Here is a 14,708-nt window from a genome sequence, read left to right on the forward strand (position 1 = left end):
TTCTCCCTCTCCCCACCGGGGAGAGGGCTTTAAGCCGCCACCCGCGCCTTCGCCGCCGCCAGGATCATGTCGCTGGCCTTCTCCGCGATCGCGATCGTCGGCGCGTTGGTGTTGCCCGAGACGATCCGCGGCATGATGCTCGCATCGACCACGCGCAACCCCGCCACGCCGTGCACGCGCAGCTCCGGATCGACCACCGCGCGCGGGCCATGCCCCATCATGCAGGTGCCGACCGGGTGGTAGAGCGTCGTTCCAGCCCGCCGCGCATGGGCGAGCAGCTCTGCGTCGCTCTGCAGCTCGGCGCCCGGCTGAAGCTCATGCTCAATGAAGTCGGCGAGGGGCCGCTGCGCCGCGATCCGTCGCCCCCAGCGCAGGCCGGCAACGATCACTTCCTGGTCGAGCGGATCGCTGAGGTAATTGGGCATGATCCGCGGCGGTGCCAGCGGATCGGCCGAGCGGATGCGCACGCTTCCGCGCGATTCCGGGCGTAGCTGGCAGGCGGCGATGCTGATCCCCGGCAGCTTCTCCAGCTGCATCTTCTGCAGCCGCGCCAGCGCATCGCCGTCCACCGTGGCGGGCAGGATGTGGAACTGGATGTCGGGCGAGGCGAGATCGGGCCGCGAGCGGCAAAAGGCTGCGATATGCGCGGCGGACAGGGTCAGCAGCCCCTTGCGCGCCACCGCATAGCGCGCGACTTCGCCGAGCAGCCGGAGGCCGCGACTCAGTTCGTTGACCGAGACGGTGCCGGGCTTGAGCCGGTAATTGGCCGAGATCAGCAGATGGTCCTGAAGGTTCTCGCCGACGCCGGGCAGGTCGCGCACCACGGCGATGCCCTGTTCGCGCAGCACGTCGCCGGGGCCGATGCCCGAGAGCTGGAGCAACTGCGGCGAATTGATCACGCCCCCGGCGAGGATCACTTCGCGCGCCGCATGCGCCACCAGCTTCTCGCCGCCGCGCATGAACTCCACACCGGTCGCCCTGCCCTCCTCGATCGCCACCCGCGTCGCCTGGGCATGGGTGACAACGCGGAGGTTCGGTCGTTCCATCGCCGGATGGAGATAGGCGACCGCCGCCGAGCAGCGCCGGCCGTTGCGCACGGTCAGCTGGTACCAGGCCACGCCTTCCTGCTCCGGGCCGTTGATGTCGCGTTGGGGCAGGCCGAGTGCTTCGCAGGCCTGGACCACTGCCTCGGACACCGGGTGCGAGCCGGCGGGATCGGTCACGCTCAGCGGCCCGCCAGCACCGTGCGTCTCGCAGGCGCCGTGCTGCTGGTCTTCTGAGCGGCGGAAATAGGGGGCGATGTCGTCCCAGGCCCAGCCGGTGCAGCCCATCTGCCGCCAGCCGTCATAATCGGCGCGCTGGCCGCGGACATAGAGCAGCCCGTTGATCGAGGAGGAGCCACCCAGCACCTTGCCGCGCGGCCAGATATGGCGACGGCCTTCGGTGCCGGCATCGGGCTCGGTACGGTAGAGCCAGTTGACCTTGGGATCCTTCAGCGTCTGCGCATAGCCGACGGGGACATGGATCATCAGGTTGGACAGAAACTGCCCGCGCTCGCGCAGGGGGCGGTCGTCGCCGCCCGCTTCGAGCAGCAGCACGCGGGTCCGGCCGTCGGCACTCAGCCGGTCGGCGAGCACGCAGCCGGCCGAACCGGCGCCCACGATCACATAATCGGCTTCGAAACTCTCGGGCATCAGGCTTTCCGGCGGCGATAGAGATAGTTGGCGGGCAGGCCGAGCCGCTTGCTTGCCTCGACCGGCGGGGTGCCGGGGATGGCGAGCCGCTCGAACAGGGCACCGAGCGTGCGGACGGTGCGACGCTCCCAGCCGCGCAGCCGCCATTCCTCGCCGTCCAGCGCCAGCGTCTTGCGTGCCCAGTCGGGCAGCAGCGCGATCGCGGCGCGGACCATCATCCCCTGGAAGGGCCGGAGCGGCAGCGGCACGCCCTTGGTGTGCAGCATGATATCGAGAAACTCGCGGATGATCGCGTGCGGCTCCAGCCGGGACCGCATCGCCGCGAACTGCGCCTGCTGCTCGGCGACCGAGCGTGGCGCCCCATGCGCGAGGAACAGGTCGGCCGAGGGCTTGGCCTCGACATAGGAGCGATCCTTCTCCTCGCGGGTCAGCGTGCGGCAATAGGCCGAATAGGCTTCCATGAAGCCGAAGCCGACCGTGCATTGCACCCAATTCAGCAGTTCGGGATCATTGGCGTGATAGGCCTCGCCATGCGGCGTCTGCCCGCGCACCCGCTCGTGCATCCGCGTCACGCCGGTGATTACCTTGGTGGCGACACTGGCGGGGGCATAGACGCTGACATGGGTGACATAGCCGGTGCGCTGCAGCCGCGTGAGCGGATCGGTAGGGAAGATCGAATGTTCCCACGCGCCGGAGCGCACCCGCGGCTCGCCCAGCTCGAGCAGTACCGCCGCGATCCCCCCGACGAATAGTGCGACGGGGTTCTTGAACACCGCCCAGGCCACCGAGTCTGCCGGGTAGAGCGCCGCCGCGCCTGGCGGATTGGTATAGTCGATGCGCGGCAGGATACGCTTTCCGCCCGGCGCCGCGGCGGGCGCGGGGTCGGGCGGAAGCGGGATGGCCTGCTCGCGCATCGGGTTCAGAAGCCGGCGGTCAGCGAGGCGCCGAAGGTGCGCGGACGGCCGGCATAGCGGACATTGAGGTTCTGGTTGTCGACCACCGAGGTCCAGTAATATTCGTTGGTCAGGTTGCGCGCCCAGATCGTCAGGCCCCATTTCCCGTCGGCGCTGGCGATACCGATGCTGCCATTGACCAGCGCATAGCCCTTGATCCGGAACAGCGGATCCTCGCCGAAGTCGCTGTGCGTCTCGCTCTGATAGGTGGCGTTGGCCGTCGCCTGGAAGTTCAGGCTCGACGAGATCGGCAGGTTGAGCGTCGCGGTGCCGCTGGTCGAGAATTCCGGCGCGAAGGAGAACTCCGAACCGTCGTAATTGGTCGGGATGCCCGCCGCATTGGCGCCGGTATAGTCGGTGATCTTGGTCTTCAGGTACGTCGCGTTCCAGGCGAGGGTTAAGGCGGGCGAGGGCCGCAGCGTGATCTCGCCGTCGATGCCCCAGGCATGCGAGCTGGGGATGTTCACCAACCGCTGCAGCGCGCCGAAGGTTGGATCGGCGACGTAGGAGCTGAACTGCTTGTCGGTATAGTCGTAATAGAAGCCGCTGACATTGACCTGGGCAAAGCGGCCGCCGACCGCCGTCTTGATGCCGGCCTCATAGGCGGTCAGCTTCTCCTGCCGGGCAGGGGTGAACTGCACCGCGCGGTTGGCCGGCACGATCGGCACCACGCCCGACTTCACGCCGCGCGCGATCGAGGCATAGAGCAGGGTGCCGGGCGCCGCCTGGTAATTGAGCGAGAAGCGGCCCGAGAAATTGCTCTCGTCGAGCACCGAATGGACGAGCGTGTCCGAGTTGGTGGCCGGATCATAGGTGGTGCAGCCATCCTTCTGTACCATCGGCGCCAGCACGCCATAGCTCTGGAAGATCACGGCGCGGCCGGCGGTGTTCACGATCGGCAGGTAGTTGCCGTTATAGTCGACCGAGCAGCCGTCCAGCTCGCCATGATCGATGCCGAGGCGTGCGCCGGCATTGATCTTGAAGCCGCTGCCCAGGTCGAACTCGGTGGTGGCGAAGCCGCTATAGGTCTCGTTATAGCCCTTCGCCCGGCCCGCGCCTTCGCGGAAGCCGATGGCGACCTGGGCGGGGGTATAGCCGGCGCTGTTGAACACCGCATTGGTCACCGGATTGGCGAGGATGCCCAGCGCGGCGAGGCGCAGATAGACGACCGAGCTGTTCTCGCCGATCAGGAAGCGGCTGTTCTCGCGCAGATCGTCATGGGCGAAATAGCCGCCCACCGTCCAGCGGAAGCCCGGGCCGTTCCCCTCGAAGCGCAGCTCCTGCGACAAGGACTTGATCCGCGCGTCATATTGGGTCGAGACGATTTCCCAGGGCGCGCCGCTGAAATCGACCACGTCCTTGCGGGTGAAGTCGTTGTATCCGGTCAGCGAGATCACCGAGAGCTGGTCGTTGGGCGACCAGGTCAGCCGCATCTGGGCCGAGACGAAGTCGGATTTGGCGCGCGGCGGCCCCATGCCGGTGGCGAGGCCGACCGTGGCGGCACGTGCCGAGGCGGGCTGCCAGCCGGCGTCGCTCGCGCGGGTCGGCTGGTTGTTCTGCAGATAGGCGAGCAGGGCGGCCGAATTGAAGTCGCCCGGCCCGACGGCGGGGGAGGCGGCGGAGAGCCGGTTGGTCAGGTTGAGGCTGATCGCCTGGCCTGCCTGGGTGTCCGAACGATCGCGCCAGCCCGAGACGGTGATCAGCCCTTCGAACTTGCTCGACGGCTGGAAGCTCAGCGAGGCGCGGGCGCCCCAGCGCTTGACCTTGCCCAGCTTCTCGCCGCGGCTCTGGTCGATCTGCCAGCCTTCGTCGCTATTCTCGTCGCGGCCCGAGATGCGCAGCGCGGCATTGTCGCCCAGCGGCACGTTCAGATAGGCCTCGACATTATAGGTCTTGTAGTTGCCGCCCTCGATCGTGCCGCCCGCGGCGAAATCCTTGCCCGGCTTGGCGGTGATGAAGTCGATCAGGCCGGCGGTGGTGTTGCGGCCATAGAGCGTGCCCTGCGGCCCCTTGAGCACCTCGACGCGCTCCAGGTCGTAGATCGGCCCGCCCGCCATCGAGGGATAGGGATAGGCCAGCTCGTCCTGGTAGATGCCCACGGTCGAAGTGGCGGTGATGTTGGTGGTGTTGAAGCCGATGCCGCGCAGGGTGAAGATCGGCACGCCCGAATAGGCGGGGGCGACCTGCAGGCCCGGCACCGAGCTGGCCAGCGACTCGACATCGGTGATCTGCAGGTCCTTCAGCGTGTCGGCAGACAGCGCCTGCACCGCCAGCGGCACCTTGTTGATCGATTCGGAGCGGCGCTGGGCAGTGACGACGATCTCGTCGCTCTTGCTCTGCGGGCCCTCCGCCCTGGGCGCGGGCGCCTCTTGCGTTTCCTGCGCCAGCGCGGGCACCGCGAGCAGCAGCCCGAGCGCGGATCCCATCAGCAGGCCTGCCTTGATCGCCATATCCCTCTTCCCCTCCATGTCGCCGCGCCGCCCAGGTTTTCGGGGTCGATTTCCGGCTGTTGTTTGTTTGAATAATTAGCTTTAGGGAAGGCGCTGTGCAGCTATCGCATGTGACAGGGGCGGATATGGCCGGCGACACAGAGAACATGCCCTATGAATTGGCCGGGCGGATCGTCGAGCATGGCCGCCGCATGGGCCTGCCGCTGATCGCCGCCTGCGCCGACATCAGCAGCGCCCGGCCGGTGCAGCTGGCGGACGGCACGCCGGTCAGCGCGCTGTTCGAATTCACCCATGATGCCGGGGCCTATTGGGCGCAGGGCGATTTCGCGCTGCGCAACGCGATCGTCTCGGTCGCGCGGCATCTCGCCGAGCCCTTTTATTACGACCAGGGCCGGATCCGCAGCTGGCGCCCCTTGCGCATCGAGCCGCAGATCGAGCGCGAGGCGATGCAGCGCAGCTACCGGGTGGAAAGCGCGATCGTCGCGCCCGTGCACCTGCCCGCCGGGGTGATCGGCGCGGTGGTGTGGGCATCGACCACGCCGGGGCTCGACGTCGAGGCGATCTTCGAGCGCGAGGCTTCGGTGCTGCACCCGCTGGCGCTGCGCTTCATCGCCACCTGCAATGCGGGGCCGGACGCTTCGACCGAGATCGTCCAGCACCGGCTGACGCGGCGCGAGGTCCAGTGCCTCAAGCTCGCCGCGGCGGGGAAGACGGATGGCGAGATCGGCACGATCCTCGGCCTGTCGGTGCCGACGATCCGCTTCCACATGCGCCGCGCGAGCAGCCGGCTGGGCGAGAATGGCCGGCTGCGCACGGTGCAGCGCGCGGTGGCGCTGGGCTTTGCGCGGCCGAACTGACAAGGATGGGAGGTTGGCGCGGCGGTGTCGCGCCGGTTAAGGTACGGAAATGGCAAGCAACGCAAAAGTCCCGGTCGGGCGGATCGAGGCAAGCTCGGCGGATCAGCTGCTCAACGCGACCAGCGCGCTGATGATCGAGCGCAACACCGTCGACATCACCTTCGCGGACATCGCCGAGAAATCGGGGCTCAACGCCGCGCTGATCCGCTATCATTTCGGCAGCAAGCTCGGCATGTTCATGGCGCTGCTCGAGCGCGATGCCGGCGGCACGTTCGACGATCTCGAGCGGCTGGTGAAGGCCGACATGGATGCCGGGCAGAAGCTGCGCCACCACATCCACGGCATCATCAAGGTCTATTATCGCTACCCGTACATGAACCGCCTGGTCGCGGCGCTGGCGGTGGAGACCGACAGCGAGACGGCGCGCTTCATCTCGGAGCGGTTCAGCCGCCCGCTGGCGGCGGCGCAGAAGTCGATCCTCGAGCAGGGCGAGGCCGAGGGGCTGTTTCGCAGGATCGATCCGATGCTGTTCTATTTCTCGCTGATCGGCATGTGTGACCATCTCTTCATCGGCCGCCACTCGCTGAAATATGCGTTCGGCGTCGATGACATCGATGACGATCTGCGCAAGGCCTATGCCGTGCACGTCACCGATCTGCTGATGCGCAGCGTGCTGGTGAAGCCCGAAACCGACGCCTGACTTGCGAATCGCTTAATCAAGCGATTAAACAATGCTCGAGGGCGATAACGCCCCGCGGTTCGAACCGGCTCGGAGAGGAGCGGCATATGGGTGAGTCACTGGTTGCGGAAGCCTCGTCGGGCTGGATCGATTTCGAGGCGATGCCCCGGCTGGGCGATATCCCCGCCTATCACGCTCGGCATCGCCCCGCTGCGGTCGCCACCCGCTTCGAGGGGCGCGATACCGACTGGGCCACGCTCGACCGGCGCAGCGACCAGGTCGCCCGCGCGCTGCGCGCCGCCGGCTGCCGGGTAGGGGACCGCATCGCCTATCTCGGCAAGGGCAGCGACGAATTCTTCGAGCTGCTGTTCGGCGCCGCCCGCGCCGGGGTGGTGATCGTGCCGGTCCAGTGGCGACTCGCCACCGCCGAGATCTGCAAGATCCTCGGCAATGCCGAGGTCAGCCTGCTCTTCGCCGGCCCCGACCAGATCGGCCGCGCTGCCGAATGCGCCAACGACCTGATCCGCGAGACGATCGCGATGGAGGACGGCGCCGAGGGTTTCCGCCGCTTCGCCGACTGGCGCGATGCCGCGCCCGACCAACCCATCCCCGACGATGTCGAGGCGAGCGACGTCGCGCTCCAGCTCTACACTTCGGGCACGACCGGCGAGCCCAAGGGCGTGATGCTCAGCCACGCCAATCTGCTGCGCGGCCGCACCGATTCGATGACGCAGCCCATGCCGTGGAACGAGTGGCTGGAAGGCGACGTCAACCTCGTCGCCCTGCCGCTCGGCCATATCGGCGGCGTGGGCTGGGCGATCGTCGGCTATTTCAACGGCGCGACCTCGATCATCCACCGCGAGTTCGTGCCCGCCGCGGTACTGGAGGCGATCGCCAAGGGCGGCGTGACGAAGATGTTCCTGGTGCCCACCGCGCTCCAGATGCTGCTGATGCTGCCGGGCGTGCGCGACGCCGATTTCAGCCGGCTGCGCTACATCCTCTACGGCGCCTCGCCGATCGCGCTCGAGCTGCTGCGCGAGGCGACCGAAGTGTTCGGCTGCGGCTTCGCCCAGCAATATGGCATGACCGAAACCTGCGGCACGATCGTCTACCTCCCGCCCGAGGATCACGATCCCGCCGGCAACGAGCGGATGCGCGGCGCCGGCCTGCCGATGCCGGGCGTCGAGATCCGCGTCGTCCACCCGACCGAGCGCACCCCGCTGGCGGTCCGCGAAGTCGGTGAGGTCGAGACCCGCTCGGTCGCCAACATGGTCGGCTACTGGAACCTGCCCGAGGCCACGGCGGAAACGGTGGACGGCGGCGGCTGGCTGCGCACCGGCGACGCCGGCTATCTCGACGAGGACGGCTATCTCTACATCTGCGACCGCTTCAAGGACATGATCTGCTCGGGCGCAGAGAACATCTATCCCGCCGAGGTGGAGAGCGCGATCTACGGCCATCCCGCCGTACAGGAAGTCGCGGTGATCGGCGTGCCGCACGCGAAATGGGGCGAGGAGGTCAAGGCGGTGGTGGTGGCCCGGCCCGGCGCCGAGGCCGACGAGGCCTCGATCCTCGCCTATGCCCGCGAGCGGATCGGCGGGTTCAAGGTCCCCAAGTCGGTCGACTTCGTCGAGGCGCTGCCGCGCACCCCTTCGGGCAAGGTGATGCGCCGCGCGCTGCGCGATCCATACTGGGCCGGCCGCGACCGAGGGGTGAACTGATGCTCGATACCGCCCGCCGCACCGGCCAGGACGAGAGCCAGGGCCTGTTCCGCGAAAGCGTCCGCCGCTTCCTCGCCGCCGAGGGTGTGCCGCATCTCGATCGTTGGGAAGAAGCCGGCATCGTCGATCGCGACTTCTGGACCAAGGCCGGGAGCGCCGGCCTGCTCTGCCCGACCGTGCCCGAGGCCTATGGCGGCCCGGGCCTCGACTTCGGCTACAATGCGATCGTCACCGAGGAGCACGCCTATGCGCGGGTGCCTTCGGGGATCACGCTGCAGTCGGACGTGCTGGCCGATTATTTCCTGGCCTATGGCTCGGAGGAGCAGAAGCGCGAATGGCTGCCCGGCATGGTTTCGGGCGAGAAGGTCGCGGCGATCGCGATGACCGAGCCCGGCGCGGGGTCGGACCTGCAGGCGATCCGCACCACCGCGCGGCTCGACGGCAACCATTATGTCCTCAACGGCACCAAGACGTACATCTCGAACGGCCAGACCGCCGATGTCGTGATCGTGGTCGCCAAGACCAACGTCGAGCTCGGCGCCAGGGGCACCAGCCTGTTCCTGGTCGAGGCGGATCGGGCGGGCTTCGCGCGCGGGCGCAACCTCGACAAGATCGGCCTGCATGGCGCTGACACCAGCGAGCTGTTCTTCGAGGACGTCCGCGTGCCCGCGACCAACATGCTCGGCGAGGAGGGGCGGGGCTTCGCCTATCTGATGCGCAACCTGCCCCAGGAGCGGCTGACCATCGCGATCGGCGCCCAGGCCAGCGCCCAGCGCGCCTTCGACGAGGCGCTCGGCTTCGTGAAGGAGCGCAAGGCGTTCGGGAAGACGGTGTTCGATTTCCAGAACACCCGCTTCACTTTGGCCGACCTGGCGGCGAAGCTGCAGATCGGCTGGGCGCATGTCGACTGGGCGCTCGCCCGGCACCTCCGCCACGCGCTGACGCCCGAGGAAGCCTCGGCCGCCAAGCTCTGGCATACCGACACCCAGTGGCAGATCATCGACGCGGCGCTCCAGCTCCATGGCGGCGCCGGCTACATGAACGAGTATCCGATCGCCCGGATCTGGCGCGATGCGCGTGTCTCGCGGATCTTCGGCGGGACCAACGAGATCATGAAGGAAGTGATCGGGCGGGGACTGTAGCCACTTCTCCCTCTCCCCGCTTGCGGGGAGGGGGCGGGGGAGAGGGGCCTATTCCGCCGCAGCCTCCCTCCGAAACCGCCCGGCCCGAGCCGCCAGCAACAGCGTCACCACCCCGACCGCACCGCATACCAGCAGCGCCGGCAGCGAAGCCTCGGGCCCGAACCCGCCGCCGCTCAGCCACACACTCGCGTCGCCACGCGCCACGCTCCGCGCCAGCGAGGGCCCGAAGTCGCTCCCCGACACCGCCGCGCCGAAGACATAGCCCTGGGTGAAGTTCCACGCGCCATGCACCCCGATCGACATCCACAGCCGTCCGGTCAGCGCATAGAGCGCGCCCAGCATGATGCCCGCCTCGAGCGCGATGCACACCACGCTCATCACCGTCGCGCCGGGATTGAAGGCATGGCCGAGCCCGAACAGCGCCGCCGATGCGGCAAAGGCGACCGCCGGCCCGAAGGCGCGCCACAACAACCGCAATATCACCCCGCGCACCAGCAGTTCCTCGACCACCGCCGACTGCATCGCGAGGCCCGCCCCGCGCCATGCCGGCGCCACGCCGTGCCACTCGAAACTGTAGAGGCCGGCCCCGATCAGGATCGTCATCACCGCCACGAACATCGCCGAGCCCAGCCCCAGGCCGATGGCGAGCTGGCCCGCCGCCGGCTTCAGCGCCAGCTCGCCTGGCCAGCGATCCTCGCCCAGCCGCACGAGCAGCGTGTAGATACCAAGCGCGATCAGGCAGGCCGCCCCGCTGGCGGCGAGGCCCAGCACCGGATCGCCCTTGGGCAGCCACTGCTGCACCGGCACCATCGCCACACGCAGCGAAAGTCCGATCAGCACGGCCATGCCGGCCATCCAGGCGACTGCCCGCAGCCAGCGCAGCCGCCCGGGCTGCAGGATGCGCCGCTCGCCAAGCGCGATCGGAATGCCGGAAGAAATGCTCAACTTGTGTCCCCCCTCGAAATGCGAATGCCGTGACGTTTGCCAAAGCGTTCGCAAGGCCCGTGCCACATGCGAAACGACCCGCCGGCGCTGGGGGCGGCGCTGACGGGTCGTGCAGTCTCTGGTGAAATCCGCCGCCGCTTGGCGCTGATCCCCAAATCCGATTGGGGTTCGGCGCCAACTCAAGTCAGGCGACGTCCTCGACCTGGTCGAGATACGCGCCGTACCCCTGCGCCTCCATCTCGGCCCGGGGCACGAAGCGCAGCGAGGCCGAGTTGATGCAGTAGCGCAGCCCGCCACGATCGCGCGGGCCGTCGTCGAAGACATGGCCGAGATGGCTGTCGCCATGCGCCGAGCGGACCTCGGTGCGGATCATGCCGTGGGTCGTGTCGCGCAGCTCGGTGACGTTGGCGATCGGCTTGGTGAAGCTCGGCCAGCCGCAGCCGGATTCGAACTTGTCGGACGAGGCGAACAGCGGCTCGCCCGAGACGATGTCGACATAGATGCCCGGCGCCTTGTTGTAGAGCAAAGGCCCGGTGCCCGGGCGCTCGGTGCCGTTCTGCTGGGTGACGCGAAACTGCTCGGGGGTCAGCGCGGCGATGGCTTCGTCGGTCTTGCGATAGTCGGTCATGCAAATCTCCGTTTCGCTGCGCTATGTGGGGTGCCGCATGGCAAAGAAGAAGCGCTTCCTCACCGCAACCATGGCCGATGGCTATGTGAAGACGATCGGCCCGACCAACGCGCCGTTCACCCACTATTGGCGCATCGTTGCGCACCTGGGCGGCGGCAAGACCGAGGTGTTCTGGGGGCATGCGAAGTCGCTCAAGGAAGCGACCGGCAAGAAGGCGGCGCTGGCCGAAGCGGCGAGGCAGCGCGGCTGGGAAGGGTATGATTTCGAGGTGGTCGAGCTGGTGGAGAGCTGAGGTTTCTCTCTTCCGTCATCCCCGCGCAGGCGGGGATCCAGAGCCAAGCAGGACTGTCCGGGCAGAGTAGCCCTGGATCCCCGCCTTCGCGGGGATGACGACAGGAGGGATCAGACGGGCGCCGAGAACCGTGGCGCTGGCGCAGGCTGCACCACGCCCTCCCGCTCGATAAAAGCACCCCTCGCGCGGTTGTGCGGATGGGCCGGCGCCTCGGCCATCGACAGCACTGGCGCGAAGCAGATGTCGGTCCCTTCCATCAGCGCGCACCATTCCTCGCGCGTCTTCGTCCGGAATACCGCCGCGAGCTTCGCCTTGAGCGCCGGCCAGGCCGCCGGATTCATCTGCGCGTCGAAGTCGGGATCCGCGTCCAGCCCGGTCACCGCGCGCAGCTGGGCATAGAATTGCGGCTCGATCGCCCCGATCGCGACATGCTTGCTGTCGGCGGTTTCGTAGCTGTCGTAGAAATGCGCCCCGGTATCGAGGATGTTCACGCCCCGCTCGTCGCGCCAACCGAGCGTTTGGCGGAATCCCCATACCATGCTCATCAGCAGCGCAGCGCCCTCGGTCATCGCGCAGTCGATCACGCTACCCTGGCCGCGGGTCTTCGCCTGAAGCAGCCCCGCGCTCATCGCAAAGGCGAGCAGCATGCCCCCGCCGCCGAAATCTCCCACCGCGTTCACCGGCGGCGTCGGCTTCTCGCCCGCCCGGCCAAAGGCGTGGAGCGCGCCGGCCAGTGCGATGTAATTGATGTCGTGCCCGGCCGCCTGGGCGAGCGGTCCGGTCTGCCCCCAGCCGGTCATCCGGCCATAGACAAGCCGGGGGTTGGCGGCGTGGAATTCGGACGGACCCAGGCCCAGCCGCTCCATCACCCCCGGCCGGAACCCCTCGATCAACCCGTCCGCCCCCGCCGCAAGCTCGCGGACCCGGGCGATCCCCTCGGGTGACTTGAGGTCGACCTCGACCGGCGTCCGCCCGCGCAGCAACGGGTCGCGCGGATTGGGCGGCTGGCCGGGGCGGTGGACGTACAGCACCTCCGCCCCATGATCGGCGAGCATCATCCCGCAGAACGGCGCGGGGCCGATCCCGCCCATCTCGACGATCCGGATGCCGGTTAGCGGCTGCATCACGACGCTCCTCGTTCCCCTTCCGCTTGCGGGAGGGGCTAGGGGAGGGGCTGTTAATCCCCACCGACGAGACAGGCCCTCCCCCAGCCCCTCCCGCAAGCGGAAGGGGAGCTTTACCGCGGCGCCATCCGGATGCCGCCGTCGAGCCGCACATCCTCGCCGTTGAAATAGCCCGTCTCGATCATGCACAGCGCCAGGCTCGCATATTCCTCCGGCCGCCCCAGCCGCTTGGGGAAGGGGACCGAGGCCGCCAGCGCGTCCTTCACCGGCTGCGGCGCGGCGGCGAGCAGCGGCGTGTCGAAGATGCCCGGCAGGATCGTGTTCACGCGGATGCCTTCGCCCATCAGGTCGCGCGCGATCGGCAGGGTCATGCCGACCACGCCGCCCTTCGACGCCGAATAGGCCGCCTGGCCGATCTGCCCGTCCTCGGCCGCGACGCTGGCGGTGTTGACGATCGCCCCGCGCTCGCCGTCCTCCATCGGATCGAGCGTCAGCATCCCCGCCGCCGACTTGGCGATACAGCGGAAGGTGCCGACCAGGTTGATCTGGATCACCCAGTTGAACGCTTCGAGCGGGAAGTGGCGGATCGATCCGTCTTCCTTCGCCCGGCTCGCGGTCTTCACTGCATTGCCGGTGCCTGCGCAATTGACCAGCACGCGCTCCTGGCCATGCGCCGCCCGCGCCTTGGCGAAGCCGGCATCGACGCTTTCGTCGGACGTGACGTTCACTTCGCAGAACACCCCGCCGATCTCGGCGGCGACGGCCTCGCCCTTTTCCTTCTGCAGGTCGAAGATCGCGACCTTCACGCCCTTGGCCGCCAGCGCCCGCGCGGTCGCGGCGCCGAGCCCCGAAGCGCCGCCGGTCACCACCGCGGCCACGTTGTTATCGAGCTTCATCCATCCCCTCCTATGATCTCAAAGCCGCTCGACGATCGTGACATTGGCCAGGCCGCCGCCCTCGCACATCGTCTGCAGCCCGTAGCGCAGGCCCCGCTTGTGGAGCGCGTGCACGAGCGTCGCCATCAGCTTGGTGCCCGAGGCACCGAGCGGATGCCCCAGCGCGATCGCGCCGCCATTGATGTTGAGCTTTGCCGGATCGCCGCCGACATGCTTGAGCCAGGCCAGCGGCACCGGCGCGAACGCCTCGTTGACTTCGTACAGGTCGATCTCGTCGATCGACATGCCCGCGCGCTTGAGTGCCCGGTCGGTCGCGAACAGCGGCTCTTCGAGCATGATCACAGGATCGCCGCCGGTCACGGTCAGGTTGTGGATGCGCGCCAGCGGTGTCAGACCGTGGGCCTTGAGCGCGGCTTCGGACACGATCAGCACCGCGCTGGCGCCGTCGCAGATCTGGCTGGCATTGGCCGCGCTGATCATTCCGCCCTCGGCGAGCAGCTTGACCGATCCGATGTTCTCCAGCGTCGCATCGGCGCGGATGCCCTCGTCGCGGGTGTGGAGCGCCGGCCCCTCGGGCGTCTCGACTTCCAGCGGCACGATCTCGGCATCGAAATCGCCGCGCTCGGTCGCCGCCGCCGCGCGGCGATGGCTCTCCAGTGCATAGGCGTCAAGCTGCTCGCGGGTGAAGCCGTGCTTCCGGGCCATCATCTCGGCGCCCATGAACTGGCTGAACTGCACGCCCGGATAGCGCGCTTCCTGCCTGGGCGACTTGGGGCCGCCGAGCCCAGCCTGGGCGAACAAGGCGCCGGTCGATCCCATCGGCACGCGGGTCATGCTCTCCACGCCCGCCGCTATCACCACGTCCTGCGTGCCCGAAAGCACCGCCTGCGCAGCGAACTGGATCGCCTGTTGCGAGCTGCCGCATTGGCGGTCGATCGTAACCGACGGCACGCTCTCCGGCAGGCGCGAGGCGAGCACCGCATTGCGGCCGACCTGGAAGCCCTGCTCGCCGCCCTGGCTCACGCAGCCCATGATCACGTCCTCGATCGCCGCCGGATCGATGCCGCTGCGATCGGCGACGGCGTTGAGGACCTCGCCCGCCATGTCGGCCGGGTGCCATCCGGCCAGCCTGCCGCCGCGCCGCCCTCCCGCCGTGCGCGCGGCTTCGACAATATAGGCGGTAGGTGCTGCCATCATCCTGCTCCTGTGTGTTTTCGAATCAGCGGTACCAGCCCCGGCTAACGCGATCAACGGCGTTAATCACCTGACTAAGTAAATAGTGGCCGTCTTTGCGGGGTAACTCTATGCTCGCGCCAAACAGAGTCTG

Annotated in this window: 13 protein-coding genes; 5 read left to right on the forward strand and 8 right to left on the reverse strand. The window is 68.1% G+C overall.

Annotated elements, in window-relative coordinates:
- Positions 1–29: 29 nt before the first annotated feature.
- From ACEN8G_RS02535 to ACEN8G_RS02545, 3 genes are read right to left on the reverse strand one after another with little or no spacing between them, the layout of a single operon-like run.
- Positions 30–1,694 carry a GMC family oxidoreductase gene (locus ACEN8G_RS02535; RefSeq protein ID WP_413416408.1) on the reverse strand — a complete coding sequence of 555 codons (1,665 nt, stop codon included), beginning with the start codon at positions 1,692–1,694 and terminating at the stop codon, positions 30–32.
- Positions 1,694–2,608: an oxygenase MpaB family protein gene (locus ACEN8G_RS02540; protein WP_413416407.1), complete on the reverse strand. Its 915-nt coding sequence runs from the start codon at positions 2,606–2,608 to the stop codon at positions 1,694–1,696. The genes ACEN8G_RS02535 and ACEN8G_RS02540 overlap by 1 nt, the downstream gene beginning before the upstream one ends.
- A 5-nt stretch (positions 2,609–2,613) precedes the next feature.
- Positions 2,614–5,097 carry a TonB-dependent receptor gene (locus ACEN8G_RS02545; protein ID WP_413416406.1) on the reverse strand — a complete coding sequence of 828 codons (2,484 nt, stop codon included), beginning with the start codon at positions 5,095–5,097 and terminating at the stop codon, positions 2,614–2,616.
- A gap of 125 nt (positions 5,098–5,222) precedes the next feature.
- Between ACEN8G_RS02545 and ACEN8G_RS02550 the strand changes: the two genes are divergently transcribed.
- The 4 genes from ACEN8G_RS02550 (at position 5,223) to ACEN8G_RS02565 (ending at position 9,496) form a co-directional block, all read left to right on the forward strand.
- A complete protein-coding gene (locus tag ACEN8G_RS02550) occupies positions 5,223–5,954 on the forward strand; it encodes a helix-turn-helix transcriptional regulator (RefSeq protein ID WP_413416405.1) in 732 nt (243 codons plus the stop codon).
- A 49-nt stretch (positions 5,955–6,003) separates the two neighbouring features.
- The gene (locus tag ACEN8G_RS02555) at positions 6,004–6,654 is read left to right on the forward strand and encodes a TetR family transcriptional regulator (RefSeq protein ID WP_413416404.1); all 651 of its coding nucleotides are present in this window, start codon (positions 6,004–6,006) and stop codon (positions 6,652–6,654) included.
- An 86-nt stretch (positions 6,655–6,740) separates the two neighbouring features.
- Complete coding sequence (locus tag ACEN8G_RS02560) at positions 6,741–8,354, forward strand: fatty acid--CoA ligase (protein WP_413416403.1); 1,614 nt, start codon at positions 6,741–6,743, stop codon at positions 8,352–8,354.
- On the forward strand, positions 8,354–9,496 hold the full coding sequence (locus ACEN8G_RS02565) for an acyl-CoA dehydrogenase family protein (RefSeq protein ID WP_413416402.1): 1,143 nt from the start codon (positions 8,354–8,356) through the stop codon (positions 9,494–9,496). The genes ACEN8G_RS02560 and ACEN8G_RS02565 overlap by 1 nt, the downstream gene beginning before the upstream one ends.
- Positions 9,497–9,544: 48 nt before the next feature.
- On the opposite strand, the gene ACEN8G_RS02570 is transcribed toward ACEN8G_RS02565, so the two are convergent.
- Both ACEN8G_RS02570 and msrB read right to left on the reverse strand, forming a co-directional pair.
- Positions 9,545–10,441 (reverse strand): CPBP family intramembrane glutamic endopeptidase, encoded by an 897-nt coding sequence (locus ACEN8G_RS02570; RefSeq protein ID WP_413416401.1) that lies wholly within the window; start codon positions 10,439–10,441, stop codon positions 9,545–9,547.
- Between the two features lie 184 nt (positions 10,442–10,625).
- Positions 10,626–11,069: a peptide-methionine (R)-S-oxide reductase MsrB gene (msrB, locus tag ACEN8G_RS02575; RefSeq protein ID WP_413416400.1), complete on the reverse strand. Its 444-nt coding sequence runs from the start codon at positions 11,067–11,069 to the stop codon at positions 10,626–10,628.
- Positions 11,070–11,106: 37 nt separating this feature from the next.
- Between msrB and ACEN8G_RS02580 the strand changes: the two genes are divergently transcribed.
- Positions 11,107–11,361: a hypothetical protein gene (locus ACEN8G_RS02580; RefSeq protein ID WP_413416399.1), complete on the forward strand. Its 255-nt coding sequence runs from the start codon at positions 11,107–11,109 to the stop codon at positions 11,359–11,361.
- A 110-nt stretch (positions 11,362–11,471) separates the two neighbouring features.
- Here ACEN8G_RS02580 and ACEN8G_RS02585 read toward each other — a convergent pair whose 3' ends face one another.
- From ACEN8G_RS02585 to ACEN8G_RS02595, 3 genes are all read right to left on the reverse strand, one after another.
- Positions 11,472–12,488, reverse strand: coding sequence for a CaiB/BaiF CoA transferase family protein (locus ACEN8G_RS02585; protein WP_413416398.1), 1,017 nt, complete (start codon positions 12,486–12,488; stop codon positions 11,472–11,474).
- 110 nt (positions 12,489–12,598) lie between these two features.
- Positions 12,599–13,381 (reverse strand): SDR family NAD(P)-dependent oxidoreductase, encoded by a 783-nt coding sequence (locus ACEN8G_RS02590; RefSeq protein ID WP_413419099.1) that lies wholly within the window; start codon positions 13,379–13,381, stop codon positions 12,599–12,601.
- An 18-nt stretch (positions 13,382–13,399) separates the two neighbouring features.
- Entirely contained in the window at positions 13,400–14,575 is a 1,176-nt protein-coding gene (locus tag ACEN8G_RS02595; RefSeq protein ID WP_413419097.1) for an acetyl-CoA C-acetyltransferase, read from the reverse strand.
- Positions 14,576–14,708 lie beyond the last annotated feature (133 nt).

The sequence above is a fragment of the Sphingomonas sp. Sphisp66 genome (genome assembly GCF_047324325.1).
GTDB lineage: Bacteria > Pseudomonadota > Alphaproteobacteria > Sphingomonadales > Sphingomonadaceae > Sphingomonas.

Excerpts from the sequence above, each read along its gene's own strand:
- ACEN8G_RS02535 (WP_413416408.1), bottom strand. The coding sequence starts at position 1,694 with ATGCCCGAGAGTTTCGAAGCCGATTATGTGATCGTGGGCGCCGGTTCG.
- ACEN8G_RS02540 (WP_413416407.1), bottom strand. The coding sequence starts at position 2,608 with ATGCGCGAGCAGGCCATCCCGCTTCCGCCCGACCCCGCGCCCGCCGCG.
- ACEN8G_RS02545 (WP_413416406.1), bottom strand. The coding sequence starts at position 5,097 with ATGGCGATCAAGGCAGGCCTGCTGATGGGATCCGCGCTCGGGCTGCTG.
- ACEN8G_RS02550 (WP_413416405.1), top strand. The coding sequence starts at position 5,223 with ATGGCCGGCGACACAGAGAACATGCCCTATGAATTGGCCGGGCGGATC.
- ACEN8G_RS02555 (WP_413416404.1), top strand. The coding sequence starts at position 6,004 with ATGGCAAGCAACGCAAAAGTCCCGGTCGGGCGGATCGAGGCAAGCTCG.
- ACEN8G_RS02560 (WP_413416403.1), top strand. The coding sequence starts at position 6,741 with ATGGGTGAGTCACTGGTTGCGGAAGCCTCGTCGGGCTGGATCGATTTC.
- ACEN8G_RS02565 (WP_413416402.1), top strand. The coding sequence starts at position 8,354 with ATGCTCGATACCGCCCGCCGCACCGGCCAGGACGAGAGCCAGGGCCTG.
- msrB (WP_413416400.1), bottom strand. The coding sequence starts at position 11,069 with ATGACCGACTATCGCAAGACCGACGAAGCCATCGCCGCGCTGACCCCC.
- ACEN8G_RS02580 (WP_413416399.1), top strand. The coding sequence starts at position 11,107 with ATGGCAAAGAAGAAGCGCTTCCTCACCGCAACCATGGCCGATGGCTAT.
- ACEN8G_RS02590 (WP_413419099.1), bottom strand. The coding sequence starts at position 13,381 with ATGAAGCTCGATAACAACGTGGCCGCGGTGGTGACCGGCGGCGCTTCG.
- ACEN8G_RS02595 (WP_413419097.1), bottom strand. The coding sequence starts at position 14,575 with ATGGCAGCACCTACCGCCTATATTGTCGAAGCCGCGCGCACGGCGGGA.